Raw genomic sequence first — 25,263 nt, forward strand, 5'->3', positions numbered from 1 at the left:
TGTTCGTCTAGGAGGCGGGGATCTCCGGCTTCTTCTTGCGGCGCAGCACCCAACCGGCGACCACGCCGCCGATGAGGCCGAACAGGTGCCCCTGCCAGGAGATGCCCTGCTGGTTGGGCAGCAGGCCGGCCAGGATCCCCCAGTAGGCGATGCCGACGCCGACGGCGATCACGATGTCGAGCAGCCGCCGGTCGAACACGCCCCTGGCCATGATGTAGCCGAAGTAGCCGAACACCAGACCGCTCGCCCCCACCGTGTAGACGTCGGGGCTCGTCACCCAGGTGCCCAGGCCGCCGATCAGGATGATGATCAGGCTTGCCCAGAGGAACTTGCCGACGTCGCGCAGGCCGGCCAGGAAGCCGAGGACCAGCAGCGGCAGCGAGTTGGCCATGAGGTGGGCGAAGCCGCCGTGCAGGAAAGGCGCGAACAGGATGCCGGCCAGGCCCTCGGGATCCCACCCGAGGATGCCGAACTGGTCGAGGGCGCCGTTGAGCACGAAGTCCACGCCTTCGACGACCCACATCACGGCGAGCATGGCGATCACGATGATGAGGGCGCTCAGCGCACCTGAGAGAAGGGCTCCGGCGCCGCGTTTGGCGGACCCGAACCTGGAACCCGAATAGTCGCTCATCCGCACTCCCAGTAGCTCGGCTTCTCTCTTTACCGTACGCAGGAAGTGCTATGAGCGCGCTAAAAAGAGTCCCCCTCCCGTTCCGGGGCGGGAGGGGGACCCGGCTATTCGCCCTTCCACTGGGGCGCGCGCTTCTCGGCGAAGGCGGCGGCGCCCTCCATGGCGTCCTTGGAGCCGAACACCGGATTGATGATCGCCCCTTGCCTCTTGAACATCTCCTCCAGCGGCCAGTCCTGCGACTCGATGATCACCTTCTTGGTCGCGGCGAGCGCCAGCGGGGCGTTGGCGGCGATCTTGCGGGCCAGTTCCAGCGCGCCCTCCAGGGCCGCGCCCGGCTCGGCGATCCGGTTGACCAGGCCGAGCTCGTACAGGCGCGAGGCCGGATAGTGGTCGCCGGTCAGGGCGATCTCCATGGCCACGTGGTACGGGATCCTGCGCGGCAGCCGCATGATCCCGCCCGCGCCCGCCACGAGCCCGCGCTTGGGCTCCGGCAGCCCGAACGTGGCCTCCGACGACGCCACGATGACGTCACACGCCAGGGCCAGCTCGAATCCTCCGGCCAGCGCGTACCCTTCCACCGCGGCGACCAGCGGCTTCTTGGGCGGCGACTCGGTCAGCCCGCCGAAGCCCCGGCCCTCCACCACCGGGAAGTCGCCGGTCAGGAACCCTTTCAGGTCCATCCCCGCGGAGAATGTGCCGCCCGCGCCGGTCAGGACATAAGCGGAAATGTCAGGGCGGGCGTCCAGGTCGTCCAGCGCACTCGCGATCCCGCGTGCCACCGCCCCGTTGACGGCGTTGCGGGCCTTGGGGCGGTTGATCGTGATGATCGCTACGTTGCCGGACTCCTCGACGAGCACTTCGTCAGACACAACAACCCTTTCGATCGAGACTCGCGGGGTTCGGCCCCGCGGGGCGTTGACGGGCAGCTGCCGGATCCGGCCCTTCGCCCGACCGAGGTGGTCAGCGGGCTCGGGGCGTCCCCGGCGGATTGCGGGGATGCGGGGGCGCATTCCCGCCCACGACCGTGACGCGGAGGGCATCCCCGCCCACGACGGTGCTGCGAGGACCGCTCCGCCACCCGCGGCGGGGGATGCGCCCCCGCCGCGTGCCCCGCGGGCAGACACCGCCCCTGCGGGTGGTGCCGTGCCTCCCACGGGACCGCCCAGCAGTTGGACGCACCGCCGCGGAGGCGGCCCGCCCCGCAGCGCCCGTGGGCAGCTCCTACGCGTCCGCCCCGGTGCCGGCGCCTCGCGGTGACGTGAAGCGTCGGCCGGCGGTCGCGGGCAGGCCGGCGGCAGCGGGCCGCAGGAGCCTTGGGTGCGGGTTGCGGCGCGAGGGCGCAGGCCGGCGGGCGGGTTACTTCGGCTGGAAGCGGATGCCGCCGTCGAAGCGGATGACCTCGGCGTTCATGTAGTCGTTCTCGATCAACGACCGCACCAGGTGCGCGAACTCCTCGGCCCGGCCCATCCGCTTGGGGAAGACCACCGGCGCCACCAGCTTGGCCTTGAACTCCTCGGCGTTCGGCGAGAAGCCGTAGATGGGGGTGTCGATGATGCCGGGGCAGATCGTGTTCACGCGGACGCCGATCGCCGACAGGTCGCGGGCCGCGGGCACCGTCATGCCCACGATGCCGCCCTTGGAGGCCGAGTACGCCAGCTGCCCGGTCTGCCCCTCCAGCGCCGCCACCGACGCGGTGTTGATCACCACGCCACGCTGCCCGTCGGCGTCGGCGGGCTCGGTCTTGGCGATCGCGGCCGCGGCCAGGCGCATGAGGTTGAACGTGCCGATCAGATTGACCTCGATGACCTTGCGGTAGGTGGCCGGGTTGTGCGGCTGGCCCTCGCGGTTCACCGTACGCTCCGCCCAACCGATGCCGGCGCTGTTGACCACCACGCGCAGCGGCTTGCCGGTGGCCACGGCGGCGTCCACGGCCGCCTGCACCTGGTCGTCGTCCGACACGTCCGTCCTGACGAAGACGCCGCCGATCTCGTCGGCGACGGTCTTGCCGCGCTCCTCGTTGAGGTCGGCGACGACCACCGTGGCGCCGGCGCGGGCCAGCTCGCGGGCCGTGGCCTCGCCGAGACCGCTGGCGCCGCCGGAGATGATTGCTGCAGATCCGTTCACGTCCATAGACCGGACCTTAACCCGCCAACCGAATGAAGTTCTACTCGGGGGTGGTCAAATCTCACCCACCGCGCTGTCGACGTCGGAGTACACCTTGATCCGCCGATCCAGACCGGTGGTGCGGAGGATGCGCGCCACCGGCGCCTGCGGCGCGGCCAGTGACACGCCGCCGCCCTCCCCCGTCGCCAGCCGCCAGGCCTCGATCAGCACCGACAGTCCGCTGGAATCCATGAACGACAGCTGCTGCAGGTCGAGCACGAGTCTGGCGCCGTCCTGCTTGATGGCATCGCGTACCTCGTCGCGGAGGAACGGTGCAGTGAACAGGTCGAGCTCTCCCTCAACGGCCACCACCACGGCGTCTCCCAGGGCATGTCGCGCAAGCCGCAGCTTCATTTGGCCCCTCCTCGATGAGCCACTGTACTTCGACATCCCCGGATAACGGGCATCCACAGACTACGAAGAGTCGGATAAAAGCCGCCAAGCGGGTCAGAACATCCTCACACCGCCGGGATGGCGAAGCCGTACGGGAGCTCCAGACGGTGTCTGGCCAGCAGTTCCGCATCCGCCAGCAGCTCGCGCGTGGGCCCGTCGGCGGCGATCACGCCGTCGGAGAGAATGAGCGAGCGCTCGCACAGCTCCAGCGCGTACGGCAGGTCGTGCGTGACCATGAGCACGGTCACGTCCAGGGAGCGCAGGATCTCGGCCAGCTCCCTCCGGGCGGCCGGGTCGAGATTGGACGAGGGCTCGTCGAGCACCAGGATCTCCGGCTCCATGGCGAGCACCGTCGCCACCGCCACCCGGCGCCGCTGGCCGAACGACAAGTGGTGCGGCGGCCGGTCGATGGCCTCCAGCATGCCGACCCGGTCCAGCGCGTTCTTGACCACCCGGTCCAGGTCCTCGCCCCGCACGCCCGCGTTGGCCGGGCCGAAGGCCACGTCGTCCCTGACCGTGGGCATGAAGAGCTGGTCGTCGGGGTCCTGGAAGACCAGGCCGACGCGCTGCCTGACCTCTTTGAGCGTGTCCTTGCGCACCGGGGTCCCCGCCACGGCCACAGTGCCGTGCCCCGGGGTGAGGATCCCGTTGAGGTGCATGACGAGCGTGGTCTTGCCGGCGCCGTTCGGGCCGAGCAGGGCCACCCGCTCGCCGCGGGCGATCGACAGGTCCACGCCGAACAGCGCCTGCGTGCCGTCCGGGTAGGCGTAGGCGAGCTGCCTGACTTCGAGAGAGTTCACCACGTGAGTCCCAACACGGCGAGGGCTGCGGCGGGCAGGGCGAGGGCGGTCGCCCATTGGTGCGCGGATGCCGACATATCTTGAATTATCGGCATCCGTCCGGAGTATCCGCGGCTCAGCATCGCCAGATGCACCCGCTCTCCCCGCTCGTACGAGCGGATGAACAGCGCCCCGGCGGAGCGGGCGATCACAGGGATGTGCCGGAAATTCCGGGCCTCGAACCCGCGGGACTCCCGCGCCACCCGCATCCGCCGCATCTCTTCCATGATCACGTCCATGTACCTCAGCATGAACATGGCGATCTGCACCAGCAGGCTCGGCAGCCGCAGCCGCTGTGCCCCGATGAGGATGACCCGCGGCTCCGTGGTGGCCGCCAGCAGGATCGAGGCGGCCACCCCCAGTGTGGCCTTGGCCAGGATGTTCCACGCCGCCCAGAGGCCCGGCACGCTCAGCGAGAGCCCCAGCACGGTGATCCGCTCCCCCAGCCCGATGACCGGGATGAGGAACGCGAACAACACGAACGGCACCTCGATCACCATCCGCCGGCCGACGTACGTCACCGGCACCCGCGCGGCCGCCGCGACCACGCCGAGCAGCACCGCGTACGCGGCGAACGCCCAGAACCGCTCACGCGGCGTGGCGACCACCACGATGGCGAACGCGAAGATCGCGAGCAGCTTGCACTGCGGCGGCAGCCGGTGGACGACCGAGCCGCCCGGCAGGTAGAGCTGATGGTGATGTCCGGCGCCCACGCGTCACACCTTGATCTTGTCTCGGCTTCTGGCGGCGTAGGCCACTCCCCCGGCGATGAGCAGCACGAGCCCGACGCCGATGATCCCGGCCACGCCCACGGGGATCCCGCCCACCTCACCGTAGTCGGCCAGTGCCCAACCCCCGAACAGGTGGTCGGCCGCCTGGTCGAGGAAGCCCTTGTTCTCGGCCACGGCCTCCAGCCCGTCGGGGTCCGAGGAGGCGAAGAACGACACGACACCGGCCAGCACCGCCGTCAGCCCGAGACCGCCGAGCAGGAACGGCTTGAGTGCGCCACGGACGGGGACCGGCTCCGGCTCGCCCACGGTCGTGGTCGTCCCCTCGGCGCCGCGCAGGAGCAGCGGCTTGGCCAGGCCGCGGGCGCCGTACACGAGGTCGGGCCGGACGGCGAGCACCGCACCGACGGTCACCGCCGTGATCACGCCCTCACCGATGCCGATCAGCAGGTGCACGCCGCCCATCGCGGCCGCCACCGCCCCCACCTCGATCGGCGCCGTGCCGCCGATCCAGAACAGCAGCGTGAACACCAGCGCGGAGGCCGGCACGGAGATCAGCGCGGCCAGGAACGCCGCCAGCGTGACCCCGCCCTTGCCCCTGGCCAGCCCGGTGACCAGCCGGAAGACCGCCCAGCCGACGAGCACGGTGACGAGGCCCATGATCGTGATGTTGACGCCCAGCGCGGTCAGCCCGCCGTCGGCGAAGAACACCGCCTGCACCAGGAGGACCACGGCCATGCAGAGCACGCCGGTATAGGGCCCGACGAGTATCGCCGCCAGCGCGCCGCCCAGCAGGTGTCCGCTGGTGCCCGCGGCGACGGGGAAGTTGAGCATCTGGACCGCGAAGATGAAGGCCGCGACGAGGCCGGCCATGGGCGCGGTCCTGTCATCGAGCTCGCGCCGCGCCCCACGCAGGCACACCGCGACCCCGGCAGCCGCCACCGCTCCGGCCGATACGGACGTTACTGCGTTGAAGAAGCCATCGGGTACGTGCACGACCATGCCTCCCAAAAGGGGACGAACAAGCTTTCCTACTTTAGGACATCGTCTTGCACCTGCACATAGCTGGCAATTACCGCACGATTCTCCTGACGATGGTCGCGGGTGTCAGCCTCCGCACCGCCGCGCTCAGCCGTCCCTTCCCCGACGTCGCGTACGGCCGCACCCTCCTGAAGACGCCCCGGCGCGGGGCGGTGACCGCCTCGGCGTCGGCCTCGATCCTGAAGCGGGTGGGTGGACCGCCCAGGTCGAGCTCCAGGTAGGCGTCCCAGGTGCCGGGCGCGAGCCGGCCCACCGCGAGCCTGGCCGTGAACCCGCCGCCGGGCAGCGCCACCACCTGCTCGGCCCGCTCCCGTCCGGTGCGCCGCTCGCGCCAGACCAGCCGCCTGATCGCCGCAGCCGCCGGGGCGGCGCCGGCGACGGTGACCTCGCCATCGACCAGCAGCCGCCGCCCGAGCGCCCACCTGGTCCTGATGAGCCTGGCCGTGCCGGGCACCGCGACGACGTGCCCGCCGACGTCGATGCTGAGGTTGCCGTTGTCCTTGGTGAAGTACGGCATCACCACCACGTCGCCGATCAGCCTGGGCGGCGGCCGGGTGATGCCGCTGTCGCGCTCCGCGCCGAGCCGGCCGAAGCGCACCACGCCCTCCAGCTCGACCGCCACCCGCAGGTCCCAGACGCCGGAGCCGAGCTCGCCGGCCTCCACGCGGGCGGTGAACTCGCCGCCCTTGCGCTGCGCGGGGACGACCAGCTCGGCGGTGGGCTCGTACCGTGAGCGCAGCACCAGGCCCACGCCGTCGTCCCTGCTGATGCCGTCGAGCCGGGCGGCGCCGGTCACCACCAGGCGGTCGCCGTCCCAGCGCAGACCGGTCAGCCGGCGCCGGACGGTGGCGCTCTCGATGCGGGCCAGACGCACCAGGCGGTCGATGTCGTCGAGCGCGGTCGCCCGCTGCCGGTCGATGCTGCCCAGCCGCTCGTGCACACCCGGCGTGTACCACTCTTCGCAGAGCGCGGCCACCTCCCGCGCGATGTCCTTGCGCCGGATGTCGTCGCTCTCCAGGAACACCGCCCCGAGCTGGGCGAACGCGTCGAGCCTGAAGTGCCTGCGGAGCAGGTGGTCTCGGAGGGGGCCCGGCTCGACGTGCCGGGCCATGAGGCGGATGGGCTCGCGGATCATGGTGAGCCAGGCGATCGGGTCCCGGCTGCCCGGCTGCTGCATGACGCTGCTGCCGTCGGGCCTGGACACCAGGTGGTAGCAGTCGTAGTCGGCGACCACGGAGATCACCCGGGCGTGGCAGTAAGCGTGGACGGTGAAGATGAGGTCCTCGCCGACCAGCATGCCCTCGCCGAACCTGATGCGGTGGCGTTCGAGCAGCTCCCTCCTGAACAGCTTGAAGCAGCACAGGCTGTTGTAGACGGTGCTGTCGCCCAGCTCCACCCGGTCGGCGCTGTGCTGGAACATCGACACCGGCGCCCGTCTGCCGTGCCCCACGATCTTGCCGAGGACGATGTCGGAGCCGTTCCTGTCGCCCATGGCGACCATGCGCTCCAGCGCCTCGGGGCCGAGGTAGTCGTCGGCGTCGCAGAAGAACACGTAGCGGCCGGTGGCGTGCGCGAGGCCGACGTTGCGCGGACGGCCGGCGCCGCCGCTGCTCTCGATGCGCACCACCCGGACGTTGTCCTTGTGATAGGCGGCGTAGAGGTCGAGGAGGTCGGCGCTGCCGTCCGTGGAGCCGTCGTCGACGACCACGATCTCCTTCTTGACCCGCTGCACGAGTGCGGACGTCAGGCATCTGTCGAGATAGTCCCGGCAGTTGTGCGCGGGGATGACGACGCTGACGTCCACCGCGTCGTCACCATTGTCCCCTGCCACCCGCATCTCCCACCGTCCCGGACTACGTTGCGTCGCCATCCCGTTTCAGTATGTGACGAAGAGTCGCCGTCGTGGGGCCCGATCGGACGTCTTCATCCGCGGCTTTTGCGGACAACGGATATTGGCGGGCATTCTTCGAATAAGACCCCGCAGAGTGGCCAAATACCGCATTCGGTCCGCACCGAACGAGTTTCAGGGAAGAGCTTTTCCCACCCGGGCATAGAAACCTCCCCGGCAGGAGCGCTGAGGTACTCCCAGACTTCCCCAGTGATCCGCAACCGGCTGTTGCGCGTCTACAGTTAGGCAACCTTGACCGGGAGGTGGCGGGAAATGGGATCGGATCTCCGCAGGCGGACGGCCGTCGGCTCGGCCGTGCACACTGCTGAGTTCATCGTCTCCTCGGCGCGGCTGGCTGAGCTGTACGAGTGCTCCGCACTGCTGCGCCGTACGAGAATGCGGGCCGAAGAGATCGTCGGCGAGGCCCGCGCCTTGCTGGCCGAGGCCGAGCAGCAAGGCGACGCCGATCGCATCCTGCGCCTGCGCGCCGAGGTGGAGCAGGCGCGGCAGGCGTACTGCAAGGTGCTGAACGCCTACGTGACGATCTGCCGCAGGATCAACGAGGAGCGACAGGCCATCCTGCAGGCGCAGATGGAGCGAGATCGGCTTGCGGGGTTGTCAGGTGTGGCCTGACAGGCTTAGTGTCAGGCCATGCCTGACTGGACGGACAAGGCCCGCTGCTCCTTCTGCCACAAGAAGAGCACGGACGTCGACACGCTCATTGCCGGTCCCGGTGTACACATTTGCGACCAGTGCGTCGAACTGTGCAATGCGATCCTCGAAGAGGAACGACTCGTCTCCTCCTCCGAGCCCCGGCTTCCCGCGTGGGAATCCATGACCGATGAACAAATACTCGACCACCTCCCGAAAATCGCGGCCGTACAGGAGCAGGTCGACGACAACCTGCGCGATTGGGTGGCGCACCTACGCACCAGGGACGTCAGCTGGGAGCGCATCGGCGCCTCGCTCGGCATGACGCGCCAATCGGCGTGGGAACGGTTCAGAACCGAGACATAGGTGTAAACCGTTGTGACTCCTGCGGCGTCGTTTACTCAGGGAGGCCCGCTATGTGCGTCCTTGACGGCCTTGCGGCACCGGATCTCGACGAGCTCCATCTGGAGCTGGTCCTCGTCCTCGCGCTGCACGAAGAGGCAGAACGGCTAGCCGCCGAATGAACGGGCTCCAGCTCCCCGGCCCCTGCGCCGGGGAGCTGGAGCAGGGGGGCCGGCCACGCTCTTCTTTCACTCCGCCTTGCCCCTGGCGCGGAAGGCGGCCGTCTTGACGCGGTTCTGGCAGGCCGTGGAGCAGAACCTGCGGGTGCCGTTGCGGGAGACGTCCACGTAGACGCGGTCGCAGTGCGGCGCCGTGCAGACGCCGAGGCGGTCGGCGAACTCGGTGCCCAGCACGATCGCGAGCCCCGTGGCGCACCTCGCCGCCCACTCGCCGCCCAGTGTGCTGCCGGGGCCGTGGAAGTGCAGATGCCAGGGCTCGCCGTCGTGCTTGACCAGCATCGGCCTGGCACGCGTCTCCTCCAGCAGCACGTTGACCAGCGTGGCGGCGGTGTCGACATCACCGTCGGCCACGGCGGCGAAGACCGCGCGCAGGCGTGCCGCGACCTCGACCAGCTCGGCGCCCTCGGCCTCGGTGAGCTCGCGCTGGGCGGCGTAGACGCTGCGCAGGCCCTCGGTGGCGGCCGCGCCGGGGGCGGTCGGCGCGGGGAAGGCGCGCCCGCGCCTCTCGCCCGGGGTCAGCGCGTTCACCAGCGCCACCGTGGCCGCGACCACGGTATCTGTGTGACCGTTGTAATCCAATTGACCAGTTACACCTTTGTGGTTTAGCTTGTGACTGCCCAAAGCTTAGACGACAGTCACAAGGAGATTCTCGTGCTCACTCACGATGTCGCACTGGAGTGGATCACGCGCTGGGACCGCCAGCAGGAGCACAACCTGCCCGACCGGGAGGAGCGCTTCACCGCCCTGATCGACGCCGTGGAGGCGCTCGGGCGGCCCGATCCGCTGGTCATCGACCTGGGGTGCGGTCCGGGCTCGCTGTCGGTCCGGCTGCTCGACCGGCTGCCCAAGGCCACAGTGGTGCCGGTGGACGCCGATCCGCTGCTGCTCGGGCTCGGGCGGGCCGCCTATCCGCAGCTCACGTTCGTCTCGGCCGATCTGCGGACGAGCGGGTGGACGGAGCTGCTCGGCCTGGACCGGCCGGCCGACGCCGCGGTGAGCACGACGGCGCTGCACTGGATCTCCGAACCGGACCTGCGGCGTGTCTACGGCGAACTGGCGAGCGTGCTGCGGCCCGGCGGGGTGCTGCTCAACGGCGACCACATGATCAGCGACACCCCGGTGCTGGCGCGGCTGGAGAACGCGCTGCGCGAGCGCGAGATCGAGCGGACGTTCGGCGCGGACCGGCCCGAGGAGTGGCGGGCCTGGTGGGACGCGATCGCGGCGGAACCGGCGTTCGCCGCACTCGACCAGGAGCGCACCACCGCCGGCGTGCATCACCACGGCTCCGAGTCGGAGCTGATGGCGCAGCACGTCGAGGCCCTCAGGGACGCGGGCTTCACCGAGATCGGGACGCTGTGGCAGCGCGGGAACAACCGGCTGCTGTGCGCCGTGCGCGGGTGAGCCGAATAGGTGCGCCTTTCCGCCGCTGGTATGGGCCACCCACGCGTCACCGGCGTCGCCGCCGGGCCGGAAAGACGCACCTGCTACCCACGGTAACGTGTCGAACACGTTCAGGGAACCCGTAGGCGCTGCCACCTCCGTCGGTTCCTTGGCAGGCGAGTGAAAGACTGATGAAAGAACGGGTGCCGACTCTGTCGTGGTGTCACTTCGGAAACGACAGGAAGGCGGGACGATGAACCCGGACAAGGTCAAGGAATTCGCCATGGAGATCGCCGGCAAGCGGGCGGCGGCCAATGCGGTCCTGCTCACGTACCTCGGCGACCATCTGGGCATCTGGTCGGCGATGGCGGGGGCGGGCCCCGTGACCAGTGGTGAGCTGGCGGCACGCACCGGTCTGGCCGAGCGATATCTCCGCGAGTGGCTGGCCGCGCAGGCCGTGGCGGGGCATGTCACGTACGACGCGGCGACCGGCAGGTTCGAGCTGCCCGACGAGCATGCCGCGGTGCTCGCGCACGAGGGCTCACCGGCGTTCCAGGGCGGTGGCCTGGAGGCGGCCGTCGCCTTCTGGATGGCCGTGGACAAGATCGCGGAGGCGTTCCGCACCGGCGCGGGCGTCGCCTGGCACGACCACGACTCCCGGATGTTCACCGGCACGGCGAGGTTCTTCGAGCCGCTCTATCGGGCCTCGGTCGTCGACCAGTGGCTGCCCGCGCTGGACGGCGTCGTGGACCGACTCCGCGAAGGCGCGCACGTGCTGGACGTCGGCTGCGGCCACGGCCGCTCCACGATCCTGATGGCGCAGGCCTTCCCCAACGCCCACTTCATGGGCATCGACTCCCACGAGGAGTCAGTGCTGGCCGCGCGGGAGGAGGCCGCCAAGGCGGGGGTGGACGACCGGGTGGAGTTCCTGGTCGCCGGGGCGCACGGATACCCGGCGGGGTCGTGGGACCTGATCTGCTTCTTCGACTCCCTGCACGACATGGGCGACCCGGTGGGGGCGGCGGCCACGGCCAGGCGGTCGCTGGCCGAGGGCGGCACGGTCATGGTGATCGAGCCGTTCGCCACCGACCGGCTGGAGAGCAGCATCGGCAACCCGGTCGCGCTCGCGTACTACGCCGCCTCGACGATGGTGTGCGTGCCCAACTCGCTCGCCCAGAACGGGGCGGCGCTGGGGGCGCAGGCGGGCCCGGAGCGGCTGATCGACGTGCTGCGCTCGGCCGGGTTCGGGAACGTCAGGCAGGCGCTCGCCACCGAGTTCAATCTGGTGCTGGAGGCACGCGCCTGAGCCCCCAGCGACCTGGGCGCGGACGCGATCGCCCGGTCCGTGCCGTCATCGGCGCCAGGTCATCCAGCGCTGGCGGGAGCGGTAACCGGCACCGCGCGCGATGCCGGCCAGGTGGTCGGGAACGAGGGCGAGCGACGGCGGCTCCGGGAACGCGGCGAGATGTGGCCGCAGCAGAGACAGCACGGCCCTGCCGACGCCTCGTCTCCGTGAATCGGGCCGTACCGCGACCGCCGCCGGCATCCACAGCCCATGCGCCAGGACGACGGCGGCCACCGCCACGGTCTCGCCGCCGTGCCCGGCGGTCCAGTGGAGGACCTCGGGGTTCCACGGCCCGTCGAGCACCCCCGTCACGTCGGCCGCCAGGTCGGCCGGCGTGACGAAGCCCGGCCGCCACGCGTCGTGTCCGGCCCGGCGAAGGACGACCTCGGGCGCGGGCACCTCGCGGCAGCCGCCGCCCGGCTTGCGATGCAGCAGGACCGGGTAGCCCATGAGCTCCCAGCCGCGCCGCCGCAGGTCGGGCGTGCGCCATGGGCTCGTCAGCAGGGTGCGGCCTGCGGCGCCGTCGCCGGCCAGGCCCGCGACCTCGTCCAGGACCTCCTGCCACTCCTCCTCCGAGGCCGGCGGATACAGCACGGTCGCCCACCGCCGCCCCTCCTCGGCGTGGACGACGCACACCCGGCCCGACCGGCTCGACCGCTCCCCGTGCGCCAGGGCGGTGGCCGTCGCCCATGCCTGGGCGAACCACACCGTGTCGGCGGAGAAGGCCGTCGAGGCGGGGGCGGCCGGGCCGTGGGCGGCGTACAGCGGAAGATCCTGCGGCGGCGGCTGCAGGCCGTTGACGGCGGCCCAGGCCGTGGTGTCCGCCATCACGGCCTGGGTCCGCGCGAGGCTGGCCGCGGTGACGGCGGTCAGGACGTCGGGCGTGGTCGTCTCGCTCGGCATGATCTTCCTCCTGGATGCGTGACCTCCAGGGTGCCGAGCCGCCCTTTCATCCTCCTGTCAGTCCCATCACCGGAAGAGGTACCTGAGGATGACTGCGATTTCCTACTCCAGTCGGATGGTCTTGTGGAACGCTCTGATCGACGATCAAGTACCCGACGATTGGATCCGCGATGCGAAGACCAGTCCTGATCTCCACCCTCTTACTCTCCCTGGCGGTCCCCTTGCTGCCCGTGGCCCCGGCCGCGGCGGCGCCGGCCATTTCGTGGGCCCCCTGCGCCGAGGACGCCACGGCCGAATGCGGCACGCTGACCGTGCCCGTCGACTGGAACAAGCCGGACGGCGAGACGTTCGAGCTGGCCCTCGCCCGCCGCAAGGCCACCGACCCGGCGGCCCGGATCGGCTCGGTGGTGATCAACCCCGGTGGCCCCGGCGGTTCGGGCGTGACCGCCGTACTGGAGAACTGGCTCGGCTTCACGCCGGAGATCACCAGCCGCTTCGACGTGGTCGGCTTCGACCCGCGCGGTGTGGCGCGCAGCCACCCGATCACCTGCTCGCTCGAGCTCGCCCTGCAGGCGCCCGACCCGCTGTCGCTCAAGAGCCAGGCCGACTTCGACGCCCTGCTCGCCCACAACGAGCGTTACCGGCAGGACTGCCGGGCCCGCACCGGCCCGCTGTTCGACCACGTCCACACCGGCAACGTGGTGCGCGACCTCGACGCCCTGCGCGCCGCCCTCGGTGACGACAAGCTGACGTACTACGGCGTCTCGTACGGCACCCTCATCGGCCAGCTGTACGCCGAGCGTTTCCCGAAGCGGGTGCGTGCGCTGGCGCTCGACAGCAACATGGACCACAGCCTCGGCACGAAGGCGTTCCTGGACACCGAGTCGTGGGCCGCCCAGGACGCGTTCAACGAGTTCGTCGCCTGGTGCGACCGGACCGCGTCGTGCGCGCTGCACGGCAGGGACGTCCGCGCGGTCTGGAAGGGCCTGCTGGCCAGGGCCGAGCGCGGCGAGCTGCACCTGCCCGGCCAGCCGGAGGCGAAGATCAGCAAGCTGGGCCTCATCGGCCAGGCGTTCGGCGCCTTCTACGGCCCCGCCTTCAAGGAACTGGCCGAGTTCCTGGTGGCCCTCGAGAGCGGCGCCCAGACGGCGAAGGCGATCCTCACGCCGCCGGCCAAGGCGAGCCAAGAGGTGATCAACGACGCCACCTTCGTCTTCTGCCAGGACTACGACGTGCCCGTCCGCGACTACCGCGAATGGGCCCGCCACCTGCGCAGATCGGCGGCGATCGCGCCGGACATGCTGGTCAGCGCGGCAGCCCACCCGATCACGGCCGCCTGCCTCGGCTCGCCGCCCGCCCCGAACCCCCAGCACCGCCTCAACGTGTCGGGCACGCCCACGCTCCTGCTGGGCAACGCCTTGCACGACCCCGCCACCGGCTACCCGTGGGCGGTGAACGCGGCTCGGCAGATCGGCCGTGAGGCCCGGCTGCTGACGTACGAGGGGTGGGGCCACGGCATCTACGGCCGCGGCGACTGCCCGACGACCGCGATCGACCAGTACCTGGTCTCGGTCACGGCGCCGGCCAAGGGCGCCAGGTGCCCGGCCGTCCCACCGGCCGAACTGACCGCCCAGCGCACCGCCCGCCCGCTCCCGGGCCCCCTCCCGGGTCTGCCGGGCTGGACGTACGCGGGTTCGTAGGGATCTGATGGCGCGGCCTCACCCGCAGGGGCGGGGCCGCGCCCTCAGCAGTCGTGGCCCTTTCGGTCCGCAATACGCAGGGTCACCTGCTGGGGGCCGTTGAACGGTGCCAGGGACAGGACGGTCTTCGGGGGTCGCAGGCGGTCGTCCTCGATGAACGTCCTGCGTGCCGCGGGGAAATCCACGTCATCGGCCGTCACCGTGGCGATCCGATCGTAGAGGACGATGGATCATCAGGTCGCGGACGATGCGGGCGAGCAGGCCGGGGTCGGCGGGCAGGTCGGCATAGAGCCCGGCCAGGGCGCCGGGCGAGGAGAAGACGCTGTGGCTGGTGTAGAAGGCGGCGGCGTCCGGTGGCAGGACGGGAAGTTCTGAGGGGTCCGACATATGCTCCTCACGATGGGCTCTCAGTGACATGATCGGTCAACGAGGGCGCCGTCGCGCAGGGCGTCCAGGCGGGTCATGGCCGGGGTGGCGGTGATGCCGTGCAGGACCACCGAGGCGACCACGGTGAAGGCGGTCACCGCCCACAGCTCCTCCGGCGGGACGCCGAAGTCGGCCTCGCCGAGCGCGTACGTGAGGTAGAACAGCGAGCCGATGCCCCGGATGCCGAAGAACGAGATCACCAGCCGTTCCTTGGGCCCGGCCGGGCCGCGTACCTGAGACAGCCAGCCCGACACCGGCCGGATCACCAGCAGCAACAGCAGCCCCACCGCGGCGCCCCGCCAGGTGAGCGCGGCCAGGCCGCCCGCCGCGACGAAGCCGCCGAGCAGGAGCAGCAGCCAGGCGGTGAACAGCCGCTCGATCTGCTCCACGAAACCGTGCAGCACGTTGTTGTAGCCGTGGCCGTGCTCGACGCGCCTGATGGTGCACGCCGTGACGAACACCGCGACGAAGCCGTAGCCGTGCGCGAGCTCGGTCAGCCCGTACGCGAGGAAGGTCGCGGCGAGCGCGACGAAACCGTCGCGGTGCTCGGCCAGCCTGAGCTCGTCGGCGCGGGAGTGGAAGAACAGCCGCCCCAGCAGCCGGCCGATCAGCAGCCCGCAGACCACTCCCGCCACGATCCGGTAGAGCACGTCCACCAGCGCCCACTCGCCCACCCACCCCGCTCCGCCGACGACGGCCACGGCGACGGCGGCGTACACGATGGGGAAGGCCAGCCCGTCGTTCAGCCCCGCCTCGGAGGTGAGCGCGAAGCGGACCTCGTCGTCGGCGTTCTCGGCGTCGGCCGGCTCCCCCACGTTCACGTCGGAGGCGAGCACCGGGTCGGTGGGCGCGAGCACCGCGCCCAGCAGCAGCGCCGCCGCGACGGGCCAGCCGAGCACGAGGACGGCCGCGGCCGCGACCCCGGCGACGGTCAGCGGCATCGCGCAGCCGAGCAGCCGCCACGTGGTGGCCCAGCTCCGCAGTCCGGCGCGCCGGTTGAGCGCCAGCCCCGCTCCCATGAGGGAGACGAGCACGCAGATCTCCGTGATGTGCTCCAAAGCCACCCGATGAGCGATCGGATCGGGTTCGGGCAGGCCGAGCGGCAGCAGGAACAGGACCACGCCGCCGAGCAGGTACACCAGTGGTAAGGAGAGCGCGCGACGGGCGAGCAGGCCGGGCAGGACGGCGGCGAGCAACGCGGCGGCGCCGGCGAGGGCGAGGACGAGGTCTGGGGTGGACATCCCGGGCCACCTTCCCCAAGGTCACCACACATCACCCCTGACGGCGTTTGCGCGATCCGTGACACTGTGGTCCATTGGGGATCATGTCGTTCGCGGTCTTACGCGGATGGGCGACCCATCCGCGTGTGGGGGACGTGGCGCTGGCCTTGGTGGTGCTGTTGGCCGAGTTCAGGACGGCGAACGTCGCTTCCATGGTGATCGCGGTGGGGTCGGCGGCGCTCGTGCTGCCGCGTCGCGGGCATCCGGTCGCCGTGGCGGTCCTGGTGGGCGTGGTGTACCTGGTGACGTCCCGGGCCCCACTGCACGACGCGCCGGTCAGCGCCATGCTCCTCGCGCTCTACAGCGTGGGCCGCCACACCTCGTCCCGCGTCTCGGCGGTCGTGGCGGCGCTGGCCGTGGCCGGCGGGCTGGTGGCCTTCATGCCGGCCTGGGCGGACTACTTCTCGGTCTCGCTGACCATCGCGCTGTCGCCGGCGCTGCCGGTGGCGGTGGGACACGTCGTGCGCCTGCGCGAGGAACTGGCCCTGCGCAAGGCGCAGCAGGCGGCCGAGCACGCGGTACGGGCCGAGCGCCGCCGCATCGCCCGCGAGCTGCACGACGTGATCGCCCACCACGTCAGCGTGGTGAGCCTGTACATGGGCGTCGCCAGGAGGACCATCCCGATCGACCCGGGCCGGGCCCGGGAGACCCTGCTCACCGGCGAGGACACGGCCCGCCAGGCGATGGCGGAGATGCGCCGCCTGCTGGACGTGCTGCGTACCGACGGCGAGTCGGTGGAGAACCAGGCGGGCGTCGGGGTGGCCAGGCTGCCGGCGTTGATCGAGGAGTCCGGCAACGCGGAGCTGGAGGTCACGGGCGAGGCGGTCGAGCTGCCGACGACCGTGGACCACGCCGTGTACCGCATCGTGCAGGAGTCTCTGACCAACACGCGCAAGCACGCGGCGGGCGCGCGGTCCCGGGTGCGGCTGGCGTACCGGCCCGATCTCGTCGAGGTGGAGGTCGCCGACGACGGCCGGCCGCAGCCGGGCGGCGGAGGAGGGCTGGGGCTCGGGCTGGCGGGGATGGCCGAGCGGGTGTCGTTGTGCGGAGGGGAGCTGCGCGCCGGGCCCGCGCCCGAGGGAGGCTTCGTGGTGCACGCCCGCATCCCGCTGCTGGAGAAGACGTGATCAAAGTACTGCTCGTGGACGACCACGCGCTGGTCCGCGCGGGCCTGCGCCTGCTGCTGGAGACCGAGCCCGGCTTGACCACCGCGGGCGAGGCGGCCGACGGGCTGGAGGCGGTACGGCAGAGCCACGTCCTGCGTCCCGACGTGGTGCTGATGGACCTGCACCTGCCGGGCATGGACGGGGTGGCGGCCACGGAGCGGATCGTCGCGGAGCTGCCCGGCACGAAGGTGCTCGCGTTGAGCACCTTCGACCTGGAGGAGCACGTGGTGGCCGCGCTGCGGGCGGGGGCGTCCGGGTTCCTGCCGAAGGACTCCTCGCCGGAGGAGCTGGTCGACGGCATCAGGATCGTGCACCGGGGCGAGGCGACGGTGGCGCCCCGGCTGCTGCTCGGCCTCATCGGCACCTTCGTCCGGCCGTCCCGGCCGCGCGCCGTGACCGTCCCCGCCGCGTTGTCCGGGCTCAGCGAGCGCGAGCTGCAGGTGCTGGAGCTGATCGCCCGCGGGCTGTCCAACCAGGAGATAGCCGAGCAGATCGGGCTCGCGGTCTCGACGGTGAAGAACCGGGTGAGCGACCTGTTCGCCAAGCTGGAGGTGCGGGACCGGGCGCAGGCGGTGATCGTCGCGTACGAGGCCGGCCTCGTGACCCCCGGCGGGCCCTAGCGGACTCCGAGACCGGCGGCGATCGCCTCGGCCGTCGGGGCCTCCATGACCTTGATCACCTGTCCGTCGCTGAGGAAGAGCACCCGGTCGGCGTGGGCGGCGACGGCCGGGTCGTGGGTGACCATGATGACCGTTTGCCTCAGTTCGTCGACCACCAGCCGCAGCAGGCCCAGGATCTCCCGTCCCGACCTGGCGTCCAGGTTGCCCGTCGGCTCGTCGGCGAACACCACGTCCGGCCCGGCCACCAGCGCCCGGCAGATGGCCACACGTTGCTGCTGCCCGCCGGACAGCTGGTGCGGGCGGCGGTGCACGTGCTCGCCGATCCCGGCCCGGCCGATGAGCTCCTCCACCCGGCCGGGCGCCGGCCGGCGGCGCGCGAGCCGCAGCGGCAGCTCGATGTTCTCCCTCCCCGTCAGCGCCGGCAGCAGGTTGAACGCCTGGAACACGAACCCGATCCGCCGGCTGCGCAGGCCGGACAGCTCGGCCTCGCTCAGCCGTGTGACGTCGGCGCCGCCCACGCTGACGGAACCCGACGTGGGCCGGGTCAGCCCGGCCGCGCACTGCAGCAACGTGGTCTTGCCCGAGCCCGACGGCCCCATCACCGCCGTGAAGGAACCGCGCGCGAAGGCATGGCTGACGTCGCGCAGGGCGGTGACCGCCGAAACGCCCGTGCCGTAGACCTTGCCGACGCCGTCGAGACGCACCGCGGCTTCGATACCGCCGTTCATACCGTGTCCTGCCTTTCGTTTCGCAGTGCCGCGCGGACGACCAGCAGCGATCCCGCCAGCGCGCCGGCGAGGGCGGCCGCGCCGAGAGGGACCAGCCAGTCGAAGGGGATGAGGGACAACGTGCCGGCCACCCCGCCGGGCTCGCTCGCGGCGTGAACGAGCGTCACCCAGGCGGTCGCGGCCAGGGCCAGGACGAGGACGGGGACGACGGTGAACACGCTCTCCCAGCAGGCCATCCGCATCACCTGGCCCCGGCGCATGCCGAGGTGCCGCATGCCGGTGAACTCCCGCCGCCGGTCGAGCAGCCCCATGCACAGGCTGTTGATCGCGGCCACGAGGCACAGCACCGCGACCAGCAGGGAGACATACGGCAACGTGCGGTTCCGCTCGGCGTTCTCCCGGCTCTTCTGCCAGACGTACTCCTGTTTGGTGAAGGACTCCACGGGCACGCGCGGATCCGCGAGCCGGCCGGGATCCGCGCCGCGTACGTAGATCCGCTCGTGCTGCCGCGACGGCAGGTGGGTGCCGGCGATCGCGCGGGCGGGCAGCAGCACCGACCCCAATTCGCCGGTGTCGGCGTAGACGGAGGTCACCGTGTAGCGGGCGTCCTCGGCCTCGCCGGGGAACCTGACCCGTAGCCGCGACCCGAGCCCTGCCCCGAGCGACTCGCTCACGGCAACCTCGCCTTCGCCCAGGTCACCGGGAGACCGGCCGCGTAAGGACAAATGGAGCACCCGCGTGACGTCTCCGGTGACCAGGGTGGCCGTGGCGGGCGGCGGGTCCTGGACGGGCGGCCGTCCTTCCACCGACACGGCGACCGGCATCGGAGCGATCCCGACCGCGGCGGACGTGCCGTCGCGAGCCAGGACCCGGCGCCGCAGCTCCTCCGACAGCGCACCCTGCCCCGTCGACGGCCGCAGCACGTGGTCGGCGCGGACGTCCCTGACGGCGTGCGCGGCCACCCGCCAGTCGTAGAAGAGCTGCGTGCCCACGATCACGCCGACAAGCGTCACGCCGAGCGCCAGCGCTCCCACCGCCCCGGCGAACCTGCGGTGGTTGAAGACCACGTTGGCGACGGCGAGGAACCCGCCCACCCGCGACACCCGGGCGACCACAACCCGCACCAGCCTGCCCGAGATCAGCACCACCCAAGGGGCGACCAGGCCGACCGCGGCCACGGCCAGGCACATCGTGCCGAGTTGCAGGCCCATCAGGGCGACCCCGTGGAGCGTGACCAGCCCCCACAGCTGCACGGCTGACAGGGCGCCGGCCCCCGCCAGCAGCGCCAGCCCTGCCGCCAGCCGTCCTCTGCCGAGCCGCCTGCCCTCCGCCGGGGCCTCGCCCAGCGCGTCGCCGGGCCGGATCCGCAGCGCCCGCCGTACCGCCGCCAGGCTCGCCACCAGGGCGATGGCCAGGGTCAGCGCGAACGTCCACAGCACCGGAACCGGGTGGTAGCCGACCTCGAAGGCCACGCTCACCGTCCCGAAGTCGCGGAAACGGGCCACGACGACCGGAGCCAGGAGCATGCCGAGCGGGACCGCCACCGCCGTGGCGACCACGGCGAGCAGTACCGCCTCCGCCAGCAGCATCCACCGAATCTGCCCGGGACGGGCTCCCACGGACCGCAGGACGGCGATCTCCATGCCGCGGCGCCGGGCCGACAGCCCCATGGCCGCCGCCACCATGCCCGTGGAGACCAGCCCGGTGACCCACACCAGGAACCACAGGGTGTTGAAGCCTTCACCGGCGACGATGTTGTTCTCCTGCCCGCCGCGGTCCGCGCCGACGGCGACGCGCGCGATCCGCAGGCCAGGCGTGTTGTACGGCTCCACCGCCCGCGTCACGGCCGCCCGCAGCGCCTCCACGCCGACGCCCGGCCGGGGGTAGACGCCGAGCGCGTCGGCCCTCTGGCCGCGTCCCGACAATGCGGCGGCGTGGCCGTCGGCGAAGAACAGCGCGGACTGGTGCCGCCAGGCCGATCGGGGCGCCGCCACGCCGACCACCTCGTGGGCCTGGACGGTTCCCGACACGGCGACCTCGACCCGGTCTCCGACCTTGGTCCTGGCCACCGCGGCCAGGCGGGCGTCCATGACCACCTCGCCCGGCGCCCGTGGCGGCCGCCCCTCGCTGAGCAGGAAGGGCGTCAACCGCGCGCTCGACCAGCCATGTCCCCACGGCCAGACCCGCTGGTCCCCGGGCACCTCCAGCCGAGCCCCGCGGACGAACAGGACCGCCGGGAAGCTGAGGTCGCGAACCGTCGCCCCCACCTCGGGGAGCGCGTCCACGGCCGCCGCCAGTCCCGGCGAGATCCCACCTCCGCTCGTGCCGACGACCAGCGGAACTCCGGCGTACCGCTCCACCGGGACCTCCTGCCGGTCCGTGGAGTCGACGACGAACCACAGGGCGCCGACCGCGGTCGCCGCGACGACCAGCGTGACGAGCGTGCCCATCAGGCTGCCCGGATGCCATCGCAGCGTCCGCCACGCCAACCACGCCACCTCACCACCCCCCACTCCCGGCCGCGCTGGGACGGGCGGCCGCTCTCCCCGTCAAGCCTGCTGGCCGCCGCAGTCCCGTTCCTCGACCGCCGGGCGGATCTCTCTGCGGTACCGCAGTCCTCCCGGGCGGCGTGGGCGGGACCCGGGTCCCGGGGCGGTGAGGCCGGGCGTCACCTCATCGTGGTGAGTACAGCCAGGGTTCGCGCAGGTCGTAGTAGGTCAGGTCGCCTTCGAACAGGTCCAGCCACTCCTGGAATTCCTGCCGGACGTCGGGCGGCATCTCCTTGCGCTCGCCCTCCCTGGCCTCCTGTTCGGAGGTGAAGTAGGCGGTCTCGGTGTAGCCTCCGTCCCGGTGCAGGGCGGCCGTGCCGCCGATGAGGTCGGGCCGGAACTCGGCCAGCTTGTCCTGGCCGTGGGCGAAGATCTCCTGCAGCTGATCGGGAGCGCGCACCCGACCCTGCATGATCTGGACGAATCCCGCCTCGTCGGAGCCTCCCCGCAGGTACTCGTACACCTGGGGGCAGTCGTGGAAGGTCACCTCGCCGCCGAAGAGCTTGGCGGTCTCGATCCACCACTGGCCCTGCTCCGGGCGGTCGCTGTTGCGCCGCGCCGCCTCCTCCGACTCGAACCGGACCACGCACAGGAACGTGCCGTCGTCGGTCACCCCCGCCGTGCTGCCGAGCCAGCCGTGCGCGCCCGGCGCGAGGTCGGCCACCCATCGGTCCAGCGACTCCCGGATCTCCCCCGCGTCGGTCACCTGGCCCTGAAAGACCTGGATGAACATCTCGTCCCCCCTTTCAGGCCTCATCTCCACGCTAGGAGGGGCCGTTCCGGGGGTCGAGACGACGGTGTTCCTCGTCCGGTCAAAACCCTTTGACCTGGTACGTCAGCGGCGAGCGCCCGTCGTCTCCGCGGGACGACGGGCGGGCGTTCTCAGGTACGCCAGGTGACCTGGTCGAACACGGCCGTGGCCAGCGTGTCGGGGCTCCCGGACGTCACGGCGAGGCCCGCGTAGTACGGGGCGTCGCCGAAGCCCGTAAGAGTGTCCTGCCCCACCGTCGTCCAAATCTCGCCATCCCCCGACACGGAGGCGGTGAAGACCGGTCCGGAGCGCCGCAGCCGCAGCCACAGCGGCGCTCCGGAGAATGAGGGACCGTTCACCGCGGGCGCGCTGCCGGCCACCTTGAGCCGCCGGATCAGCTGGCTGACGCCGCTCCCTCCCGAGGTCACCACCGTCCCGGCCATCAGGTCGAAGGGGTTGAGGGATTTCGCCATCACCACCCCGACCCGGCCGGGTTGGCCGGTCGGCCGGGTCAGCCGGGCGGTGAACTCCGCGTCCCCGACGAGCGGCACGTACGCGAACTGGGCGCTCGCGCCCTGCCCGTTGACGTTGAGGTCGGCGCCCGCGCCGCGCACGGTGAAGACCCCGTTGTCGTGGTGGGCGATCCCCGGCGTGCGGACGATCACCACGCCGTACGTGCCGAGGAGCCGCTCGTCGTACACGACGTCCCCGAGGTCCCGGTACGCCCAGGGGCCGGGTGGGGCGGCGGCCACGGTCAGCGCGAGTGACGCCGTCCCCGAGCCGTTCGCGTTCTCCGCGGTCAGCCGGACGGTGTACTCCCCGGCCGCGGCAGGCGTGCCGGTGATGAGGCCGGTCCGGGGATCGAGGCTGAGCCCGCCGGGAAGGCCCGTCGCCGTGAATCGCACGGGATCGCCCGTGGCCCGCACGACGAGGCGGAAGGGCCGGGCGGCGTTGCCGTACACGGTCGCCGGGACGGACACTGCGGGCGCCGCGGACGGCTGGGGCATCGGGGCGCTCACCGGGCGCGAACGCGGACCCGTTCCGGCCGTGTTGGAGCGCGCGACGGCGTAGTGGTACGTGCGTCCGGGCACGCCGGTGGCATCCCTGAAGCGGGTGCGGGTGCCGAAGCCGACCGGGCCGACGCCGGTGGCCAGCACCCGGTACGGACCACGCTCGCCGTCCCCGCGCCACACCGTGTACCGCCCCGACAGGTCGTCGTCCCGCCACGTGAGCTGGACCGCGGAGCCGTCCGCCACCGCCTCCACGTCGCTCACGCGGCCCGCCGGCTCCGAGACCGACCAGCTGAGGCCGCCGGCCTCCACGGTGACGTTGTCGAAGCAGGCCGTGCCGGTCTCCGCGTAGTCCTCCGCGACGCCCAGGCAGGAGGTGAAGGCCAGCCCCGCCAGGGCGTTCCCGCCCAGTGGCAGCTCGTCCGACCCGACCGTGGTCCACTCGTGACCGTCCGGCGAGATCTCCCCCGTGAGGACGGCTCCCTTGCGGGTGATCCTCACCCAGTACGGCATCCGGAGCCGGTAGCCGTCGCCCGCCGCCTCCACATAGGGGGACTCCAGCGGCGTCGCCGACTCGGGCAGCGGCCCCAGCTCGGAGATCGGGAACCCGGCGTTGACGGTGATCGCCGCGCGCTGGGACGGCGGCACGGGAAGAGAGCCGGTGCCTCGCGTGGCGCCCCGGGCCTCGGCCCGTACCGTCCAAACCCCGCTCCAGGCATGCAGCGGCAGGCCCTGGAGCAGCATCGCCGCGTGCGGGGCGCCCGCTTCGAGCGACCCCCGCACCATGACGCCCACCTGCGAGTACTGCGAGCTGAGTGGATACACGACCCGGGCCGTGACCGCGCCGTCCCCGGTCAGCGGCAGCCAGGCGAAGCGGAAGGAGTCGGCGTCCCCGGCGATCCCGGCGCCGCCCGCCTCCATGGTGACGCGCTCACCGTCGTACCCGGTGGAGCCCTTCGGGCGTACCGCGCCGATGTCGCCCGTCCGCCAGGGTGCGGGCAACCCTCCGGCGGCCACGACCGGCAGCGACCGGGGCCCGGTGCCCTGGCCGTTGGCGGCCGTGACCGTGTACGCGTAGGCGCGGCCCGCGGCGGCCGTGCGGTCGGTGTACGCGGTCGCCGTCAGCCGGTCGGCGAGCGGCGCGTACGCGTCGGCGTCCGGCTCCTTCCGCCACACCGCGTAGGTCTGCGCTCCGACGACCGCCGGCCACGTGAGCTCGACACCCGCGTCACCGGACGCCGCCGTCACCCCTGCCGGAGCGGTGGGCGCCCCGGCCGGCAGACCGGAGCCGCGCTCCGTGCCGGCGAAGGTGAGGGTCCCCCACGACGGGTGGTCGTCGTTGTAGCCCTCGACCGCGCGCGTGCCGCCCGCGCCCCTGAAGATGACCTTCTCGGTGTACGGGGCGGGCTTGCCGAGACGTCCCGCGTAGTGGGCGTACGCCATCTCCCACAGCGGCCGGATCACTCCGCGCTGCCGGTCGGAGACGGTCTTCTTGATGTACTTGCCGGTGCGGTCGAGGTCGGGCGCGAACGGCACGGAGTCGTCGCCGAGGTTGTAGCGGGCGAAATACTCGAAGTTGGCGAGGATCCGGTCGTCGGCGAAGCCGAAGAGGTCCACGCCCTGCTGCCAGGCGACCTGGGCCGCGTCCGCCAGCAGGCCGACCGCGAGCTGCTCGTGGGCCTGGTCTCGGCCCGACTCCTGCCCCTGCCCGGCAGCCGTGACGACGCGGTTGAGCACGGAGCCGTTGCCGGCCCCGGCCGTCGCGAACCGCATGGCGTCCTCGAACATCACCCGGTCGTCGCAGAACACGGCGATGGCGAGGATCGTGCGGAGCGCGGCGAGGTCCCAGTTGCCGTTGGCGTACAGGCAGTAGCCGGACACCGCCGGGTACCAGACGTCGGTGAACGAGCGGGCGCAGCGCCGCATCGACGCCTCGGGCCAGCCGTCGTAGCCGGTGTGCCGGAGGATCTCGGCCGCGTTGACGAACTTGAACGCCTGGAGCCCGGCGCCGAGCTGGCCGTCCGCGCCGGTGACGCCGGTGAGGGAGGAGGCCCAGGCGTCCAGGATGTCGCGGGCCTTGTCGGCGTGGCGCACGTCGCCGGTGATCGCCCACATCAGGGCGTTCTGGTACGCGGCGGCCGCGTCGGCGACGGCCTGGTTCGCGAAGTTGGTGGGGCCGCGGCCCCAGGTGGTGATCTGTCCGGTGTTCTGGACGGTGTAGGTGTGCTGGGAGCGGGCGTGGGCGGCCATCGCGGCGAAGCCGGCGGCGATCGGGTCGCGTCCTGCCGCCACCGCGGACTTCATCCGGTCCAGGTCCTCGCGGGAATGGAGGAGACCGGGATGGGCGAAGGCTCTTCTCGCCTGGGTTTCCTTCGCGTCCAGGGCCCAGGTGGGCGTGGCGGAGGCGGACAGCAGCCCGCTTCCGGCCACGGCCGCGAGCCCCGCCACGCCGAGGAACGATCGTCGGCTGAGGGGATGCACAGGGACTCC

General features: G+C 71.8%; 24 protein-coding genes. 7 read left to right on the plus strand and 17 right to left on the minus strand.

Translation table 11 applies throughout. The features are described from left to right. Nucleotides 1-7: 7 nt before the first annotated feature. From ID574_RS54755 to ID574_RS54790, 8 genes are all read right to left on the minus strand, one after another. A complete protein-coding gene (locus tag ID574_RS54755) occupies nucleotides 8-631 on the minus strand; it encodes a rhomboid family intramembrane serine protease (protein ID WP_188197023.1) in 624 nt (207 codons plus the stop codon). Nucleotides 632-735: 104 nt separating this feature from the next. Next, nucleotides 736-1,500 (minus strand): crotonase/enoyl-CoA hydratase family protein, encoded by a 765-nt coding sequence (locus ID574_RS54760; protein WP_188197024.1) that lies wholly within the window; start codon nucleotides 1,498-1,500, stop codon nucleotides 736-738. A 487-nt stretch (nucleotides 1,501-1,987) separates the two neighbouring features. Then, nucleotides 1,988-2,761 carry an SDR family NAD(P)-dependent oxidoreductase gene (locus tag ID574_RS54765; protein WP_188197025.1) on the minus strand — a complete coding sequence of 258 codons (774 nt, stop codon included), beginning with the start codon at nucleotides 2,759-2,761 and terminating at the stop codon, nucleotides 1,988-1,990. Between the two features lie 48 nt (nucleotides 2,762-2,809). Further along, nucleotides 2,810-3,148, minus strand: coding sequence for an STAS domain-containing protein (locus ID574_RS54770; RefSeq protein WP_090946873.1), 339 nt, complete (start codon nucleotides 3,146-3,148; stop codon nucleotides 2,810-2,812). Nucleotides 3,149-3,252: 104 nt separating this feature from the next. After that, nucleotides 3,253-3,990: an energy-coupling factor ABC transporter ATP-binding protein gene (locus tag ID574_RS54775; protein ID WP_442939460.1), complete on the minus strand. Its 738-nt coding sequence runs from the start codon at nucleotides 3,988-3,990 to the stop codon at nucleotides 3,253-3,255. Continuing rightward, entirely contained in the window at nucleotides 3,984-4,739 is a 756-nt protein-coding gene (gene cbiQ / locus ID574_RS54780) for a cobalt ECF transporter T component CbiQ (RefSeq protein ID WP_188197027.1), read from the minus strand. The genes ID574_RS54775 and cbiQ overlap by 7 nt, the downstream gene beginning before the upstream one ends. A 3-nt stretch (nucleotides 4,740-4,742) precedes the next feature. Next, on the minus strand, nucleotides 4,743-5,750 hold the full coding sequence (locus ID574_RS54785) for an energy-coupling factor ABC transporter permease (protein ID WP_188197028.1): 1,008 nt from the start codon (nucleotides 5,748-5,750) through the stop codon (nucleotides 4,743-4,745). Between the two features lie 76 nt (nucleotides 5,751-5,826). Further along, entirely contained in the window at nucleotides 5,827-7,665 is a 1,839-nt protein-coding gene (locus ID574_RS54790; protein ID WP_188197029.1) for a glycosyltransferase family 2 protein, read from the minus strand. A gap of 291 nt (nucleotides 7,666-7,956) precedes the next feature. Between ID574_RS54790 and ID574_RS54795 the strand changes: the two genes are divergently transcribed. Together ID574_RS54795 and ID574_RS54800 are read left to right on the plus strand one after the other, a co-directional pair. Beyond that, on the plus strand, nucleotides 7,957-8,316 hold the full coding sequence (locus ID574_RS54795) for a hypothetical protein (RefSeq protein ID WP_188197030.1): 360 nt from the start codon (nucleotides 7,957-7,959) through the stop codon (nucleotides 8,314-8,316). Nucleotides 8,317-8,334: 18 nt separating this feature from the next. Further along, on the plus strand, nucleotides 8,335-8,700 hold the full coding sequence (locus tag ID574_RS54800) for a ClpX C4-type zinc finger protein (RefSeq protein ID WP_188197031.1): 366 nt from the start codon (nucleotides 8,335-8,337) through the stop codon (nucleotides 8,698-8,700). Between the two features lie 224 nt (nucleotides 8,701-8,924). Here the strand turns inward: ID574_RS54800 and ID574_RS54805 are convergent, their stop codons facing one another. Further along, a complete protein-coding gene (locus tag ID574_RS54805) occupies nucleotides 8,925-9,494 on the minus strand; it encodes a CGNR zinc finger domain-containing protein (RefSeq protein WP_188197032.1) in 570 nt (189 codons plus the stop codon). 72 nt (nucleotides 9,495-9,566) lie between these two features. On the opposite strand from ID574_RS54805, the gene ID574_RS54810 reads away from it, so the two are divergent. Both ID574_RS54810 and ID574_RS54815 read left to right on the plus strand, forming a co-directional pair. Beyond that, entirely contained in the window at nucleotides 9,567-10,316 is a 750-nt protein-coding gene (locus tag ID574_RS54810; RefSeq protein WP_188197033.1) for a class I SAM-dependent methyltransferase, read from the plus strand. 232 nt (nucleotides 10,317-10,548) lie between these two features. Continuing rightward, nucleotides 10,549-11,601 (plus strand): methyltransferase domain-containing protein, encoded by a 1,053-nt coding sequence (locus ID574_RS54815; RefSeq protein ID WP_188197034.1) that lies wholly within the window; start codon nucleotides 10,549-10,551, stop codon nucleotides 11,599-11,601. Between the two features lie 45 nt (nucleotides 11,602-11,646). Here ID574_RS54815 and ID574_RS54820 read toward each other — a convergent pair whose 3' ends face one another. Continuing rightward, the gene (locus ID574_RS54820) at nucleotides 11,647-12,543 is read right to left on the minus strand and encodes a GNAT family N-acetyltransferase (protein ID WP_188197035.1); all 897 of its coding nucleotides are present in this window, start codon (nucleotides 12,541-12,543) and stop codon (nucleotides 11,647-11,649) included. Between the two features lie 170 nt (nucleotides 12,544-12,713). On the opposite strand from ID574_RS54820, the gene ID574_RS54825 reads away from it, so the two are divergent. Beyond that, nucleotides 12,714-14,243, plus strand: coding sequence for an alpha/beta fold hydrolase (locus ID574_RS54825; protein WP_188197036.1), 1,530 nt, complete (start codon nucleotides 12,714-12,716; stop codon nucleotides 14,241-14,243). A 44-nt stretch (nucleotides 14,244-14,287) separates the two neighbouring features. On the opposite strand, the gene ID574_RS54830 is transcribed toward ID574_RS54825, so the two are convergent. The 3 genes from ID574_RS54830 to ID574_RS54840 are packed head-to-tail and all read right to left on the minus strand — an operon-like array spanning nucleotide 14,288 to nucleotide 15,910. Further along, nucleotides 14,288-14,443: a hypothetical protein gene (locus ID574_RS54830; protein WP_188197037.1), complete on the minus strand. Its 156-nt coding sequence runs from the start codon at nucleotides 14,441-14,443 to the stop codon at nucleotides 14,288-14,290. Next, nucleotides 14,430-14,630, minus strand: coding sequence for a hypothetical protein (locus ID574_RS54835; protein ID WP_188197038.1), 201 nt, complete (start codon nucleotides 14,628-14,630; stop codon nucleotides 14,430-14,432). Before ID574_RS54835 ends, ID574_RS54830 begins: the two co-directional genes overlap by 14 nt. A gap of 20 nt (nucleotides 14,631-14,650) precedes the next feature. Next, nucleotides 14,651-15,910, minus strand: coding sequence for a cation:proton antiporter domain-containing protein (locus tag ID574_RS54840; protein ID WP_188197039.1), 1,260 nt, complete (start codon nucleotides 15,908-15,910; stop codon nucleotides 14,651-14,653). 83 nt (nucleotides 15,911-15,993) lie between these two features. On the opposite strand from ID574_RS54840, the gene ID574_RS54845 reads away from it, so the two are divergent. Together ID574_RS54845 and ID574_RS54850 are read left to right on the plus strand one after the other, a co-directional pair. Further along, nucleotides 15,994-17,076 (plus strand): sensor histidine kinase, encoded by a 1,083-nt coding sequence (locus tag ID574_RS54845; RefSeq protein ID WP_188197040.1) that lies wholly within the window; start codon nucleotides 15,994-15,996, stop codon nucleotides 17,074-17,076. Continuing rightward, nucleotides 17,073-17,735, plus strand: a complete 663-nt coding sequence (locus tag ID574_RS54850; RefSeq protein WP_188197041.1) for a response regulator transcription factor — start codon at nucleotides 17,073-17,075, stop codon at nucleotides 17,733-17,735. Before ID574_RS54845 ends, ID574_RS54850 begins: the two co-directional genes overlap by 4 nt. On the opposite strand, the gene ID574_RS54855 is transcribed toward ID574_RS54850, so the two are convergent. From ID574_RS54855 to ID574_RS54870, 4 genes are all read right to left on the minus strand, one after another. Beyond that, nucleotides 17,732-18,463, minus strand: a complete 732-nt coding sequence (locus ID574_RS54855; RefSeq protein WP_188197042.1) for an ABC transporter ATP-binding protein — start codon at nucleotides 18,461-18,463, stop codon at nucleotides 17,732-17,734. The two genes, ID574_RS54850 and ID574_RS54855, sit on opposite strands and share 4 nt — an antisense overlap. Beyond that, complete coding sequence (locus tag ID574_RS54860) at nucleotides 18,460-20,961, minus strand: ABC transporter permease (RefSeq protein WP_188197043.1); 2,502 nt, start codon at nucleotides 20,959-20,961, stop codon at nucleotides 18,460-18,462. Before ID574_RS54860 ends, ID574_RS54855 begins: the two co-directional genes overlap by 4 nt. A gap of 175 nt (nucleotides 20,962-21,136) precedes the next feature. After that, nucleotides 21,137-21,745, minus strand: a complete 609-nt coding sequence (locus tag ID574_RS54865; protein WP_188197044.1) for a hypothetical protein — start codon at nucleotides 21,743-21,745, stop codon at nucleotides 21,137-21,139. A gap of 149 nt (nucleotides 21,746-21,894) precedes the next feature. Beyond that, the gene (locus ID574_RS54870) at nucleotides 21,895-25,254 is read right to left on the minus strand and encodes a putative Ig domain-containing protein (protein WP_188197045.1); all 3,360 of its coding nucleotides are present in this window, start codon (nucleotides 25,252-25,254) and stop codon (nucleotides 21,895-21,897) included. Between the last annotated feature and the right edge of the window lie 9 nt (nucleotides 25,255-25,263).

It is taken from the genome of Nonomuraea sp. SYSU D8015, assembly GCF_008065375.1.
Lineage (GTDB): Bacteria > Actinomycetota > Actinomycetes > Streptosporangiales > Streptosporangiaceae > Nonomuraea.